Source organism: Corynebacterium sp. (assembly GCF_030532325.1).
Taxonomy (GTDB): Bacteria; Actinomycetota; Actinomycetes; order Mycobacteriales; family Mycobacteriaceae; genus Corynebacterium.
This window is the reverse complement of the sequence record NZ_JAUNLS010000001.1, coordinates 137,660-151,610: the sequence shown is the minus strand read 5'-3', so window position 1 is coordinate 151,610 and position 13,951 is coordinate 137,660. Positions and strand designations below refer to the sequence as shown.

Below are 13,951 nucleotides of genomic sequence, written 5' to 3'. Positions count from 1 at the left end.
GTTGACTGATGCTTCGGATACCACGGTTGATTTTGGTGTGGTTCCGGTGGAGAAGCCGATTGATCCGAGTGAACCCTCCGAGCCGAGTGAACCTTCCGAGCCCAACGAACCCAATGAGCCGGGCTCCATCGGAGATTTTGTCTGGCAGGACGAGAATGAGAACGGTGTACAGGATGAAGGGGAGCCCGGCAAGTCCGGAGTGACGGTAATTCTTCGTACTGAGTCTGGTGACGAAGTTGCTCGTACCACTACGGATGCTTCCGGTAAGTACCTGTTCAAGGACGTAGAGCCTGGTAACTACAAGGTTGAGTTTGAGACTCCGGAAGGATTCAAGCCCACCAAGTCTGGAGCTGGTTCTGACTCCTCTCTCGATTCTGATGGTGAGTCCGTAACAGTCACGGTGATGCCTGGCGAGAATAATCGGACAATTGACTTCGGCGTTGTTCAAGAGAAGGACGAGAGTGGCTCTCTGGAAATCGGTGATTACGTCTGGCTGGATGCCAACCTCAACGGCATTCAGGACGAAAATGAGAAGCCTGTTGAAGGCGCCGAGGTTGTTCTGCGTGACGCTGAAGGCAAGGAGCTGGAGCGTACGAAGACCGACGCTAACGGTAAGTACCTGTTCAAGGAACTGAAGCCGGGAACCTACAAGATTGAGTTTCTTGCTCCGAAGGGCTTCAAGCCTGGTCCTGTTGGCGTTGGTGATGACCCTGCGGTTGATTCCAACGGTTCTGTGTCTATCGTGACGCTGACGGATGCTTCGGATAACACCGTTGACTTCGGTGTTGTTCCGGAGGAAGGCCCGGGTTCTTCGGCAAACGGAAGCTCTAAGGGCTACATTGCTCTGGGCTTGATTCCGCTGCTGCCGTTGATTCCAATTGCAGGACAGTTCGTGTCGAACTTTGATTTCCCTGCTTCGAGTAAGCCGCAACAGCCGGGTACTCCTGGAGATACGAATCCGGGAATTCCCGACGAGAAGAAGCCCGTGAACCCGCAGGACATCAAGCCGGCGCCTCAGCAGCCGAATCCGGGTACGCCTGCAACGAATGCTCCTGCTACTCCGAAGGGGGATGACAGCAATACTGCAGCACCGAGCAGGAACCACAGCTCGCTGGCTAACACCGGTGTCGAATACACCTCTATTGCTGTCCTTGCCGGCATTATCGCCCTGCTGATGGGCCTGGCTTTCGTTGCCTTTGGCCGCCGCAAGGAGAGCTAGTCAGCACAAGGCAGGCCAAGGCAGTCCATAAGGTTAAGCCTGGGGTGTGTGATCACGCCTTGGGCTTCACCTTGAGGGGCTAGCTGCGGTAGCAATTGAGACAAAGAAAGGGGATCGTGAGCTGCAAGTGCTCACGATCCCCTTTCTTGTTTTGGAGCATGCGTCCTTTGCACAGACAGGCAGGTCGTCAGCCCCAGAACTGGGAGACGCTCAGCCCCAGAACTGGGAAACGCTCAGCCCAAAGCTGTAGAGCGCACGTCGCAGAACGGGCAGGGAGAGCCCGATGACACTGGAGGGATCGCCCTCAATGCGGTCGATGAACCAGCCGCCCATGGCCTCCAGCGTGAAGGCGCCGGCGCATTCCAACGGCTCGCCGGAGTGGGCGTAGGCGGTGATGTCCTCCTCGCTGGCCGCGGCGAAGTGCACGGTGGTGCGGGAGGCCTCCACATATTCGGTGCCGCCGGCGATGACGCAGTGGCCGGTGATGAGCTCGGCCGTCTTCCCGGCTTGGGCCCGCCAGCGCTCAATGGTGGCCGCGACGGTGTGGGGCTTGCCCTGCAGGTGGCCTTCGAGAAGCAGCATGGAATCCCCGCCCACCACGACGTCGTCAGGAAAGTCGGCGGCCACGGCGCGGGCTTTGGCTTGGGCGAGGGCGTTGACGATCTCCTCCGCGGAGGCATTGCGGGCGCTGAGGGAATCCTCAATAGCGCGCTCGTCCACGTGTGCTGGGGCTAAAACGGGCTCAACCCCCGCCCCGCGCAGGATGGAGGCGCGGGAGGGGGACTGAGAAGCAAGAACTAAGCGCATAGGAGTGTCGTGAAGCAGGCCGCCTAGAAGTAGCGGACGTTGCGGAACGCCGAGGGGTTGAAGGTATCACCCGGCTGACCCCAGAGATCGCGCGTAGCGCGGGTATCGGCGGCCTTGGCGCGGGCGTCGGCGTCGAGCTGGCTGAGCAGTGTGGTCAGTGCGGCAACCTCATCATCAGAGGGGTTGCCCTTGAGGACCTTAAACAGGGGAGCATTCATGGTGTTCTCCGTAGTACAAGAATTACAAGACAATGTTGCCGTGCTTCTTCGGCACGGTGGGGACAATCTTTCGCTCCAGAAGGCGCAGCGCCTCAATGAGGGAGCCGCGCGTGGCGGCTGGGGTGATCACCGAGTCCACCAAGCCGCGCTCCGCTGCCTGGTAAGGAGTGAGGTACTCGGCGGCCTGCTCGGCGTCGAGCTCCAGCTCCTGGGCCAGGGCCTCGGCGTCGGCCACGGAGATCTCGGCGGTCGGCCAGGCGTAGGACATGTCGGCGCCCAGATCCTTGGAGCCGAAGGCGATGTAGCCGGTGCCGTGCGCGCGACCCACGATCACGCTGAGCTTGCCCACAGTGGCCGCGGAGTAGGCGTGGATGAGTTTGGCCAGCGAGGCGGCGTCCACGCTCTCACCAAGAGCCGGCGAGTCCACGAATTCCACGATGGGGGTGTTGAAGGCATCGCACAGGCGGATAAAACGCGCGGCCTTGGCGGCGGCGGCGGAATCGAGCGTGCCGCGATTGGCCACGATGCCCACCGTGCGACCCTCCACGTGGCCAAAACCGGTGTAGATGCCCTCAATGCCTGCCTCAAGCTCGAGGGTATCCTCGCAGGTCGCGGTGATGACATCGAGGAGGTCGACGGTGCCGTCGTCCGCCACCAGGCTGTCCAGGGCGCGGTCTGCCTCGGAGATGTTCTCGGCCACGGAGCCGGCCATGAGCGTGGCCTCGGGGCGCGGGGCCTCGGCGCGGTTATTGGAGGGCAGGTAGCTGAGTACCTGCTTGACAGCGTCAATCTCCCCACCGGGCTGCTGCGCGCTGAGGTGGCCATCGGGAGCGATGACAACATCGGCGAGCGCAGCCACCAGCGAGGCGTCCTTGGAATCCGCGTAGACCACGGTGACCTGGGGAACCAGGCCGGAGGCGGTGGTCGCACGCGCCAGGATGCGCGCCTGCATGGCGGAGGAGACGATGCCCTCCTGTGCGCGCGGCTTGTCGCTGGCCACCAGGGCCACCACCGGCACGCCGGTCTTGATGGCGAGATCGTAGAGCTTGGTCACCTTCTCGCCGTAGACCTCGCCCATGGTGCCGTCGAAGATGGTGGCGTCCTGGGCGTAGGCGCAGACCTTGCGGCCGGCGACGGTGCCGTAGCCGGTGATCACGCCGTCGGTGTAGGGGCGGATGTGCTCGCGGCCGAAGTCGGTGGAGCGGTGGCGTGCGAGCGCGTCGGTCTCCACGAAAGAACCGGCGTCAAACAGTGCCTCGATGGCGCTGCGTGCAGGCGGTACCTCGCCGTGCGGGGCGCGGGATTCGGTGAGCTTAGTGCCCAGATCCTCAATCTTGCCGGCGGTAGTTTTCATATCTGGAGTAGTTGCACTCATAGGCCACTAGTCTACAATCTGCGCGAAGAAATGCTGAACTAGCGGCGCTAAAGCCTGTGCATTGGGCTTTAGAGCGGGATGTTGCCGTGCTTGCGGGCGGGGCGGGCGACGTTCTTATCGGCGTAGAAGCGCAGGTTCTTGGCAATCACCGAGCGTGTCTCGGAGGGGAGAATGACGGCGTCGATAAGCCCGCGCTCGGCGGCCTTGTAGGGGTTGAGCATGTGGTCCTCGTATTCGCGCTCGAAGGACTTGGCTAGCTCGGTGACATCCAGGCCCTTCTCGTGGGCGGCCTTGAGCTCCTTGCGGTAAATGAAGCCCACCGCCCCGGCAGCGCCCATGACCGCGATCTGCGCGGTGGGCCAGGCCAGGTTGACGTCGGCGCCGAGGCCCTTGGAACCCATGACGCAGTAGGCGCCGCCGTAGGCCTTGCGCATGGTCACGGTGATCTTCGGGACGGTGGCCTCGCCGTAGGCGTAGAGCAGCTTGGCCCCGCGGCGCAGGATGCCGTCGTGTTCCTGGGAGGCGCCGGGGAGGAAGCCGGGGACGTCGACAAGCAGCACCAGCGGGATGTTGAAGGAATCGCAGGTGCGCACGAAGCGGGCGGCCTTCTCGGAGGAATCGATGTCGAGGCAGCCGGCGAAGACCTGGGGCTGGTTGGCCACAAAGCCCACGGTCTGGCCCTCGATGCGGCCAAAGGCCACGACGACGTTCTCGGCGCGCTCGGCCTGGATCTCCAGGAAGTCGCCGTCATCGGTGAGGGCCTGGATGACCTCCTTGACGTCGTAGGGCTGGGTGGGGGAGTCGGGGATGATTTCGTCGAGCATGAGGTCATCGGCGGTCTCCTCGCCCAGTTCCTCGAAGGGCTCCAGCGGAGCCTTCTCGCGGTTGTTGGAGGGCAGGTAGCTGACCAGATCGTGGACCCAGTCGAGGGCTTCCTCGTCACTGGCGGCGGTGTAATGGGAGTTGCCGGCGGTGAGCATGTGCATGGAGGCGCCACCTAGCTCCTCCTGGGTGACCTCCTCGCCGGTGACGGTCTTGATGACGTCCGGGCCGGTGACGAACATCTTGGACTTCTTGTCCACCATGACCACGAAGTCAGTGAGTGCAGGGGAGTAGGCGTTGCCGCCGGCGCACGCACCCATAATGACGGAAATCTGCGGCACCACGCCGGAGGCTTGGACGTTGTGGTAGAAGGTCTTGGCAATCCAGTCCAGGGAGACTGCGCCGTCTTGGATGCGGGCACCGGCGCCCTCGTAGAGGCCGATGAGCGGGCGGCCGGTGGTCACAGCTAGCTCCATGATCTTGATCATCTTTTCGCCGTAGACCTCGCCCAGGGCGCCGCCGAAGACGGTGCCGTCCTGGGAGAAGATGCAGACCTCGCGGCCGTCGATAGTGCCCCAGCCGGTGACGATGCCGTCGGTGACCGGCTTCTTGGCGCTCATACCGAAGTCGGTGGTGCGGTGCACGGCGAGCATGTCCGTTTCGACGAAGGAGCCTTCATCGAGCAGGTAGTCCAGGCGGTCGCGGGCGGTCAGACGGCCTTGGTCGCGTACTTTTTGGTGGGCTTTTTCTCCCATAGGGGCAGCGGCTTGCTCGCGGCGTCGCTTGAGTTCGGCGATCTTGCCCGCCGTGGTGTTAGCGCTCAAGGAGTCGAGCTCCGTCAAATGTGAGGAAATAGTCATGTTTGCTGAGTGTAGGGAGGTTTTGCCTACAAATACACAGTGGCGCGCCGGTGATTTTGATCACAAAAACTATTCCTACTGGTCAGGGGGTTAAAACATGAGACTTCCCTCAAGAAAATCCTGCGCGGGGTTCTGGCGGGGACTTTCGTGGGGTTGCTTGAGGGTGGCCTCAGGACCGTACGTGCCCATTTTAGGACACGCGCGCGCTTAAGCTAACCAGCCGAAGCTGCGCAGGAATTCGCTCGCGACGGCGAGGTCTTCCTCGCGCGGGGAGTGGCCGGCGGCGGTGTGGAGGGCGGAGGCGATTTCGGTGCGGGTGGCCGGGATGTGGTCATCCGCGAAGAGCTGCTCAGCAACGCGCGCTTCCAGCGGTGCGGAGCCCAGGGTGTCAAGACCCGTGCCGGTGGCAGTCTTGAATGTGGCGGTGATGGCGGACATCAGCTCGGTCAGTGTATTCATTTGTGCTCACCTCTTCGACGTTCTTCCGTAATGAATACGTGTAAACCCCGCACCTCAAATGGCGCGGGGTGACCCAGTCTAGCCTGAACGTCCGGTAAGGGCAACCTTAATTTCAGATTGTATTAACTCGGTGTTAACTTTCCGGCCGGGTTCGTGCGTGCGACGTCAGTGCCTGGCCGTCGGCGTGCTTGCCGGGCTTAGTGCTTGCCGGACAGGCCCGGGAAGAGGTTGAGTCCGAAGTAGTAGTTGAGCGAGTCCTTGGAAATCCACGTGATGGCCACCAAGATGATGACCCCGAGCACGGCGTAGACGGTCCAGCCCAGGACCTTCATCTGTGGGGAGGCCTCGGTATCGCCCACGATGACCCCGTTGCTATCGCGGATGGGATCGCCCGTCATGCAGCGCATGCCCAGGGCAAAGAGGAGGGGGATGCCGGCGCCGAAGGCCAGGGCAAGGCCAGCGACGCGGAGGATGGCGCTAAAGATTTCAGCAGCGGTCATGGCGAGTCAGTCCTTAGTTGTCCTGCGGTGCGGACGGGGTAGCGGGGGAGGTGAGGTTGTGGGCCACGGTGCTGATGGCCGGAACCCGGGTGGTCTGGTCGGCACTGGTCAAGGAGGAATCCACGGACTCGGCGTCGGCATCCCAGTCGTTATTGACGTTGGAGGTGTCCACCGGGTTGAGGCGGGCGCGCATGAGGATGACGGCCACGAGCGCGAGCAGGATGATGCCGTCCACAATGGCGCCGACCAAGGTGGAGGAGAAGGCGCTGACGCCGTGGGCGATCCACCAGGTGACAAAACCCACGGCGGCGGCGCAGGGCAGGGTGATGAGCCATGCGGCGACCATGCGCATGGCCACGCCCCAGCGCACCTCAGCGCCCTTCTTGCCCAGGCCGGTGCCCATGATGGAGCCGGTAGAGACGTGGGTGGTGGACAGCGCCATGCCGCCGGCGGCGGAGGTGAGGATGATGGCGGCGGAGGAGGCCTCAGCGGCCATGCCCTGCGGGGATTCGATTTCTACCAGGCCCTTGCCCAGCGTGCGGATGACGCGCCAGCCACCGGACAGGGTGCCGGCGGCGATGGCCACAGCGCAGCAGACGATGACCCAGGTGGGGATGCGTGCTTCGGAGTTGGCCTCGCCGGCGGCCACCAGAGCCAGGAAGATGACGCCCATGGTCTTCTGCGCGTCGCCCGCGCCGTGGGCGAGGGAGACAAGGCAGGCGGTGACGACCTGGCCATGGCGGAAGTGCTCGTTCTTCACGCGATCCGGGATGGTGTTGGTGACCCAGTAGATGAGCGCGGTGCCGCAGGCGGAGACCATCGCCGCGATGATCGGCGAGGCGATCGCCGGGATGATGATCTTGCCGGCGATGGAGGACCAAGCCACGCCGCCGGTGCCTAGGGCGGCGAAGGCCGCGCCGATGAGGCCGCCGAACAGGGCGTGGGAGGATGAGGAGGGCAGGCCGAGCAACCAGGTGAAGAGGTTCCACAGGATGCCGCCGATGAGGCCGGTGAAGACCACCATGAGCAGGGCGTCGCCCTCGGCGGGCACGGAGAGATCAAAGGAGTCGAGGTTGACAATGCCCTTGGCCACCGTCGCCGCCACGTGGACGGAGAGGAAGGCGCCGATGAGGTTAAGCACGGCAGAGATGGCCACGGCGGTGAAGGGCTTAAGCGCGCCGGTGGCGATGGACGTTGCCATGGCGTTGGCGGTGTCGTGGAAGCCGTTGGTGAAGTCGAAGGCGAGCGCGGTAACCACCACGATGGCCAGGATGACAAGAGTCGCGGTCACGGGAGTGATCCTTTTCGAAGACGCAGAAGAAGTGATCGGTTCAGTGGACGGAAGGCCAGTGGCCTCTCCTTAGTCTGAAAAGAGGATAGCCCCGCCGAAACTGCCCTCCTAATCACTTCTTTACGCCGATGACCTGCGGAAAAGGAGCAATGGTCTAGCTAATGTAGTGTGGTCACATCATAATCGCCGGAATTCCGCCGACAATTCCCATACATTCCACTTACGGTTAACCTGGCGTTTACCTCACGTGGGGGTGGGGTTAACCACCCTCGGCTAGTGGTCACCTACTTAGTCTCAGCCGCAGCACCAGATTAAGCCTCAGCCGCAGTCACTGTTTCGATAGGCAGCCAGGCGTAGCCGTAAGGGCCGAGCTCCACCGGGCCCAGATCCACGCTCTCATCAGTGAAGTTGTGCAGGCAGAGCAGCTCGCCGCGCTGGAAGCCCAGCACACCGCGGTGCCCGGTCTCCACCGCCTCGAAGTCCGCGGTGCCCAGCTCCGGGTGCGCCTTGCGCTGCTGTACCAGGGAGCGCACCGCGTTGAGCAAAGAGGAGGGATCCTCCTTCTGCTCGACCACGGAGATCCCCGCCCCGCCGACGATGGGGCGCTGCGTCTGTTTGGCATCGCTGAAGCCGGCGCCGGGGCCCGGCTCCCACTGCATCGGGGTGCGCACCGCGTAACGGTCCGGCAGCTCGGTGGCGTCATTCATGCCGATCTCATCGCCGTAATAGAGGAAGGGCGCGCCCGGCATGGATAGCAGCAGCGAGTACATCAGCTCGATCTTGCGCTGGTCATTGCCCATGAGCGGGGCTAGGCGCCTGGCGATGCCCACGTGCGCACGCATCGAGTCATCCGGCAGGTAGTGCTCGTACATGAGCTGGCGGTTGTCCTCGCTGACCATCTCGAGGGTGAGCTCGTCGTGGTTGCGCAGGAAAGTACCCCACTGGCAGCCCGCGGGCAGGGCGGGCAGCTCGTCCATGATCTGGTAGATGGGGGTGGCATCACCCAGCGCGAGCGCCTCGTAGAGCCGCGGCATGAGCGGGAAGTTGAAGACCATGTGGAAGCGGTTGCCCTCGCCGTAGAACTCCATGGTCTCGTGCGGGGGCTGGTTGGCCTCGGCGATGATGGCGGCCTCCGGGTAGTGCTCATCCAGAAACGCGCGAACCTTCTCGATGAAGCTGATGGTCTCCGGCAGGGACTCTCCTCCCAGGCCGTCGCGCTCGTAGAGGTAGGGGATGGCGTCCAGACGGAAGCCGTCCACGCCCTTATCCAGCCAGAAGGAGAGGATCTTGAACACTTCCTCGTGCACCGCCGGGTTGTCGTAGTTCAGATCCGGCTGGTGGGAGTAGAAGCGGTGGAAGTAGTACTGCTTGCGCTGCGGATCCCAGGCCCAGTTGGAGGTTTCCGTATCGGTGAAGATGATGCGGATCTCCGGGTAGCGCAGCGGGTCATCGCCCCACACGTAGTAGTCCCCGTAGGGGCCGGAGGGATCGGTGCGCGAGGCCTGGAACCACGGGTGCTCGCTCGAGGTGTGGTTGAACGCCACATCCATGAGCAGCCGCATGCCGCGCTTGTGTAGCTCGGCGATGAGCTCCTCGGCATCGGCCATGGTGCCGTAGTCGGGGTGCACGGAGTAGTAATCGGCGATGTCATAGCCGTCATCGAGCAGCGGCGAGGCGTAGAAGGGGGACAGCCACAGGCAGTCCACGCCGAGCCACTGCAGGTAGTCGAGTTTGTCAATGACTCCGCGCAGGGAGCCCACGCCCGAGCCCGTGGTGTCCTTAAAGGCGGGGACGAGGGCTTGGTAAAAGACGGCGTTGTGGAACCAGCTCATCGAAGATCCTTAAGTTTGGCCCGCCACAGCAGGAATTCCAGCAGGCACAGCGCGCCCGCGAGGAGGCCCGGCCACAGGGCGGGGGAGGGGGACAGAATGTTCATGAGGGCTTGAATCAGCGCCAGGACGGCGAAGAATCCAACGAACCCCAGGGCGGTATCCCACAGCAGGGAGCGGCGCATCGGCGTTAAGCCTTCACGCCGCCGGCGGTCAGGCCCGCGACGATGCGGTGCTGGAAGACGAGCACCATGATGATCAGCGGGATGGTGACCAAGGCGCCGGCCGCCATGGTTGCGGCATAAGGGTACTCGAAAGCCGAGGGGCCGGAAAAACGGGCGATGGCCACGGTCACCGGCTCGGTGGCGTTGGTGGACAGCTGGCGGGCCAGCATGAACTCGTTCCAGGTGGTGATGAACGCGATGATGGCGGTGGTAAACAGCGCCGGGGCCGCCAGCGGCAGCAGCACCAGGCGGAAGGCCTGGCCGCGCGAGGCCCCGTCCACGCGCGCGGCCTCCTCGAGCTCCCAGGGCAGCTGGCGGAAGAAGCTGAGCAGCGTGTAGACCGTCAGCGGCAGGGCAAAGGAAATGTTGGGGATGATCATCGCCCGGTAGGTGCCAATCCAGTCCAGGTTGCCAAAGAGCTGGAAGAGCGGGGTGACCAGCGAGATGGCCGGGAACATCGAGGCGGCCAGGATGATGCCGGTGACCACGCCCTTGCCGGGGAAGTCATAGCGGGCCAGCGCGTAGGCGGTGAACACGCCTAAGGCCACGGCCACGGCGGTCGTGGCCAGCGAGATGAGCAGCGAGTTGCCCATGGCGTTGAGGAAGTCGTTGCCCTTATCGGTGGCCAGCGCGTCGCGGAAGTTATCCAGGGTGACGTGCGTGGGCCACGGGGTGGTGTCAAAGGTGTAGTCCTTGTGGCGCAGTGCGGTGACCACCATCCAGTAGAAGGGCGCTAGCCCCCAGAACATGATGAAGATGATGCCGGCGTAGTGACCGAACTTTTTCATGATGCTGCCGCCTTTCGGTGTGTGCGACGTTCCCTGCCGGAGACATCAGCCCCCAAGAAGCGCACGAGGATGAACGCCACGGCGAAGATGAGCAGGAAGATGAGCGTGGACAGCGCGGAGGCGGAGTTGAAGTGTCCCTGGCGCATGTCCTCCACAACGAGCTGGGAGATGGTGGCCGTCGGTGAATCCGAGGAGGCGGAGATCATGATCACCGGCAGGTCGTACATGCGCAGCGCGTCGAGCGTGCGGAAGAGGATGGCTACCATGAGCGCGGGGCGCACCAGCGGCAGGGTGATGCGGGTGAAGACCTGCCAGCGGCTGGCGCCGTCCACCCGTGCGGCGTCATAGACATCGCGCGGGATCATCTGCAGGCCGGCCAGGATGAGCAGCGCCATGAAAGGGGCGGTCTTCCATACATCCGCGATGATGACCGCCAGGCGGGCGAAGAAGGGATCCGTGGTCCAGGCGATGTTCTTATCCAGCAAGGAGTTGACGATGCCCTGCGGGGCGAACATGAACTGCCACAGCTTCGCGGTCACAGCGGTGGGGATGGCCCAGGGGATGAGCACGGCTGCGCGCACCAGGCCGCGGCCACGATACTCGCCGTTCATGATGATGGCCATGAACATACCGAGGATGGTCTCCAAGGCCACGGTGACCACGGTGAAAAATAGCGTGATCTTGATGGCCGGCCAGAAGTCCGCGGCAATCACGCCGTCCGGGCAGGTGCTTACCTGGCCGGTGGCGCTCATACAGCGGTTGTTGATCCAGTAGAGGTAGTTCTCCAGGCCCGCAAACGAGCCTTCCTCAAAGACGCCGGTGGTGGGGTTGAGGCGCTTGTTTCCTTGGAAGGAGAGCATCACCGCCCGCACGATGGGATAGCCAATGACCACGGCCAGCGCTATCATCGCCGGCGCGATGAGTCCCGCGGCCTGCAGGTGCTGTGTGCGCTTCAGCGCGCTGGGCGAGGTACCAGCCACGGGAACCGCCTTTCTTCCGTGAAAATTTCTGGCGTGAACTGTTGTGTCACGAGTCTAGTGGGCGCGGCGGGCGATGCAGCCTGGCGCACCCGGGGCGTCGCAAAGCGAAAGGCACCTTTGGCATGCAAAGGTGCCTGGGGTGAGAATGCCGCGCTTGGCAGCGTCCCCTTAGCCCCGGGAAGCCGCCTCGATGGCGCGCTTCATCTCAGCGGTGGCGTCATCGACGGACTTATCCTTGGTCAGTGCCGCGTAGGCGTTATCTTGCACGGCCTTGGAGATGGCCGAGTAGAACGGGGAGACCGGACGCGGTGCGGCGTTCTCCAGGGAGGTCTTCAGCGCCGGCAGGTAGGGGAACTTCTCCACCAGAGCCTCGTCATCGTAGATGGAGGCCAGCACCGGCGGGAAGGAAGCCTCGGCGAAGGACTTCTGGTTCTCCTCGTTGATGATGAACTTCATGAAGTCCAGCGCGGTGGCCTTGTGCTCGGAGTTGATGTTGATGCCGTTGTTGTAGCCGCCGAGGGTCGACACACCGACGCCGTCCTTGCCCACCAGCGGCTGGACCTCGAACTTGATGCCCTTGTCCTCGGCGTTGGTGTACATGTACGGCCAGTTGATGGCAAAGGCGGTCTTGCCCTCGGTGAAGGCCAGGTTGGTCTCCTCCTCGGTGGCGGCGGTGGAGTCCTTGGCGATGGTGCCGTCCTTGTAGGCGTCGACAAGCGCCTGCAGGCCCTCCTTGGACTCCGGGGAATCCACGGTGATGTTGCCCTGATCATCGAGGATGTGGCCGCCCCAGCCCTCCATGAAGCCGGCGGTGTTGACGGTGAGGCCCTCGTACTGCTTGAGCTGGGTGGTCAGGCAGGAGGTGTGATCCTTGATGGCCTCGCAGGCGGATTGGATATCAGCGAACGTCTCCGGGGCCTTATCCACCAGGTCGGTGTTGCGGAAGAGCAGCTGGCCGTTGGTGTTCTGCGGCAGCGCGTAGAGGGTGTCGTTGTAGGTGGCGGACTTCACGGTGGCGTCGAGCAGCCCGGAGGTGTCCACCTCGAGGTCACCGCTCAGCGGAGCCAGCCACTGGTTGGCGGCGAAGTCGGCGGTCCACACGACGTCCAGCGCCATGACGTCGTAGTCGGAGTTGCCGGCCTGCAGGGACTGCACGAGGGTCTCGCGCTGGGCGTCGGCCTCGCCGGCCAGCTCCTTGAGCTCGACCTTCTCATCGGGGTGCTCCTCGTTCCAGGCCTCGATGATGGGCTTGACCTTGTCGGTGTCATTCTTGCCCATGGCGAAGGTGATGGGGCCGCGGCCGTCGGTGCCCTCGGTGCTGGCAGCGTTGTCGGAGGAGGGTGCAGAGTCGTCGGAGGAGCAGCCTGCCAGAACCAAAGCAAGCGCTGCGGTGGTGGCGACCGCGCCGGTGCGGGCGGTGGCCAGGGAGGTGCGAAGGAAGGACTTCTTCATGGAGTAATCACCTTTCGGAAAACTTCTGGTGCCTCAAACCTAAAGTACTTCCAGCACACTCCACGCATCTTTGGTGATATTTCACACTTAAAGGGGGTGAAAAGTACCCCTTAGTTCTCGATACGAACGCCCGTTTCGGGGTCAAAATGATGAGCGGTCTTCGGGTCGAAGCTGAGCAGGACCTCCTCGCCGCGCGCCGGGGTGGCGCCGCGCTCGGCCCGGGCCACGAAGCGCTGCTCGCCCACGGTGACGTAGACGTAGGACTCCGCGCCGAGCTCTTCGACGATGTCCACCACGCCGGGGATGCCCACCGGACCGTCGATGATGCGCATGTTCTCCGGGCGCACGCCGATGCGGCCGCCGTTGTAATCAAAGATGTTCATGGCGGGCGAGCCGATGAAGCCGGCGACGAACTCGTTCGCGGGGGCGTCGTACAGCTCGCGGGGCGGGGCCACTTGTTGGAGCACGCCGTCCTTGAGCACCGCCACGCGATGCCCCATGGTCATGGCCTCGACTTGGTCGTGGGTGACGTAGACGGTGGTGGTACCCAGGCGCTGCTGTAGGCTGGCCAGCTCGGAGCGGGTCTGCACGCGCAGCTTCGCGTCGAGGTTACTCAGGGGCTCATCCATGAGGAAGACCTTGGGCTTGCGCACGATGGCGCGCCCCATGGCCACGCGCTGGCGCTGGCCGCCGGAGAGATCCTTGGGCTTGCGGTCCAGGTACTCGCTTAGCCCTAGGATGTCCGCGGCCTCCTGCACCTTGGCCTTGATCTCCGCCTTGGGCAGCTTGGCCAGCTTGAGGGAAAAGCCCATGTTTTCTTCCACGGTGAGGTGCGGGTAGAGCGCGTAGTTCTGAAAGACCATGGCGATATCGCGGTCACCGGGCTCGACGCCCGTGACGTCGGTGTCACCGATGAGAATCCGCCCGCTGGAGGTTGGCTCCAGGCCCGCCAGGGCGCGCAGGGTGGTGGACTTGCCGCAGCCGGAGGGGCCGACCAGCACGAGGAATTCGCCGTCTGCAATCTCCAGATCGAGGTCCTTGACCGTGGGGCGCTCGGCGTGCGGGTAGGTGATGTTGACCTTCTCGAAGGTGACTTTTGACATAGGCACACACTAGCAGCGTTGCGC

14 protein-coding genes are annotated in these 13,951 nt (G+C 63.5%); 1 reads left to right on the top strand and 13 read right to left on the bottom strand.

Features of this window, described 5'->3' with window-relative positions:
• Positions 1 to 1,219, top strand: a 1,219-nt coding sequence (locus Q4E25_RS00725) for an SdrD B-like domain-containing protein (protein WP_303152918.1), incomplete at its 5' end; no start/stop codon positions are given.
• 210 nt (positions 1,220 to 1,429) lie between these two features.
• Here the strand turns inward: Q4E25_RS00725 and Q4E25_RS00720 are convergent.
• The 13 genes from Q4E25_RS00720 to Q4E25_RS00660 form a co-directional block, all read right to left on the bottom strand.
• Positions 1,430 to 2,026 (bottom strand): nucleoside triphosphate pyrophosphatase, encoded by a 597-nt coding sequence (locus Q4E25_RS00720; protein WP_303152917.1) that lies wholly within the window; start codon positions 2,024 to 2,026, stop codon positions 1,430 to 1,432.
• Positions 2,027 to 2,049: 23 nt separating this feature from the next.
• Positions 2,050 to 2,244, bottom strand: coding sequence for an acyl-CoA carboxylase subunit epsilon (locus tag Q4E25_RS00715; protein ID WP_303152915.1), 195 nt, complete (start codon positions 2,242 to 2,244; stop codon positions 2,050 to 2,052).
• 22 nt (positions 2,245 to 2,266) lie between these two features.
• A complete protein-coding gene (locus Q4E25_RS00710; protein ID WP_303152913.1) occupies positions 2,267 to 3,598 on the bottom strand; it encodes a carboxyl transferase domain-containing protein in 1,332 nt (443 codons plus the stop codon).
• Between the two features lie 89 nt (positions 3,599 to 3,687).
• Complete coding sequence (locus Q4E25_RS00705; RefSeq protein ID WP_303152911.1) at positions 3,688 to 5,301, bottom strand: acyl-CoA carboxylase subunit beta; 1,614 nt, start codon at positions 5,299 to 5,301, stop codon at positions 3,688 to 3,690.
• 207 nt (positions 5,302 to 5,508) lie between these two features.
• The gene (locus Q4E25_RS00700; protein WP_303152909.1) at positions 5,509 to 5,760 is read right to left on the bottom strand and encodes a hypothetical protein; all 252 of its coding nucleotides are present in this window, start codon (positions 5,758 to 5,760) and stop codon (positions 5,509 to 5,511) included.
• A 197-nt stretch (positions 5,761 to 5,957) separates the two neighbouring features.
• Positions 5,958 to 6,260, bottom strand: a complete 303-nt coding sequence (locus Q4E25_RS00695) for a hypothetical protein (RefSeq protein ID WP_303152907.1) — start codon at positions 6,258 to 6,260, stop codon at positions 5,958 to 5,960.
• Between the two features lie 13 nt (positions 6,261 to 6,273).
• Positions 6,274 to 7,551 (bottom strand): inorganic phosphate transporter, encoded by a 1,278-nt coding sequence (locus Q4E25_RS00690; RefSeq protein ID WP_303152905.1) that lies wholly within the window; start codon positions 7,549 to 7,551, stop codon positions 6,274 to 6,276.
• A 311-nt stretch (positions 7,552 to 7,862) separates the two neighbouring features.
• The gene (locus Q4E25_RS00685) at positions 7,863 to 9,383 is read right to left on the bottom strand and encodes an alpha-amylase family protein (protein ID WP_303152903.1); all 1,521 of its coding nucleotides are present in this window, start codon (positions 9,381 to 9,383) and stop codon (positions 7,863 to 7,865) included.
• Positions 9,380 to 9,565 (bottom strand): hypothetical protein, encoded by a 186-nt coding sequence (locus Q4E25_RS00680; protein ID WP_303152901.1) that lies wholly within the window; start codon positions 9,563 to 9,565, stop codon positions 9,380 to 9,382. Before Q4E25_RS00680 ends, Q4E25_RS00685 begins: the two co-directional genes overlap by 4 nt.
• 5 nt (positions 9,566 to 9,570) lie before the next feature.
• Positions 9,571 to 10,392, bottom strand: a complete 822-nt coding sequence (locus Q4E25_RS00675; protein WP_303152899.1) for a carbohydrate ABC transporter permease — start codon at positions 10,390 to 10,392, stop codon at positions 9,571 to 9,573.
• Positions 10,389 to 11,300, bottom strand: a complete 912-nt coding sequence (locus Q4E25_RS00670) for a carbohydrate ABC transporter permease (RefSeq protein ID WP_303153183.1) — start codon at positions 11,298 to 11,300, stop codon at positions 10,389 to 10,391. Before Q4E25_RS00670 ends, Q4E25_RS00675 begins: the two co-directional genes overlap by 4 nt.
• Before the next feature lie 240 nt (positions 11,301 to 11,540).
• Positions 11,541 to 12,824, bottom strand: coding sequence for an ABC transporter substrate-binding protein (locus tag Q4E25_RS00665; RefSeq protein ID WP_303152897.1), 1,284 nt, complete (start codon positions 12,822 to 12,824; stop codon positions 11,541 to 11,543).
• Positions 12,825 to 12,934: 110 nt separating this feature from the next.
• Positions 12,935 to 13,927, bottom strand: a complete 993-nt coding sequence (locus Q4E25_RS00660; protein WP_303152896.1) for an ABC transporter ATP-binding protein — start codon at positions 13,925 to 13,927, stop codon at positions 12,935 to 12,937.
• Positions 13,928 to 13,951 lie beyond the last annotated feature (24 nt).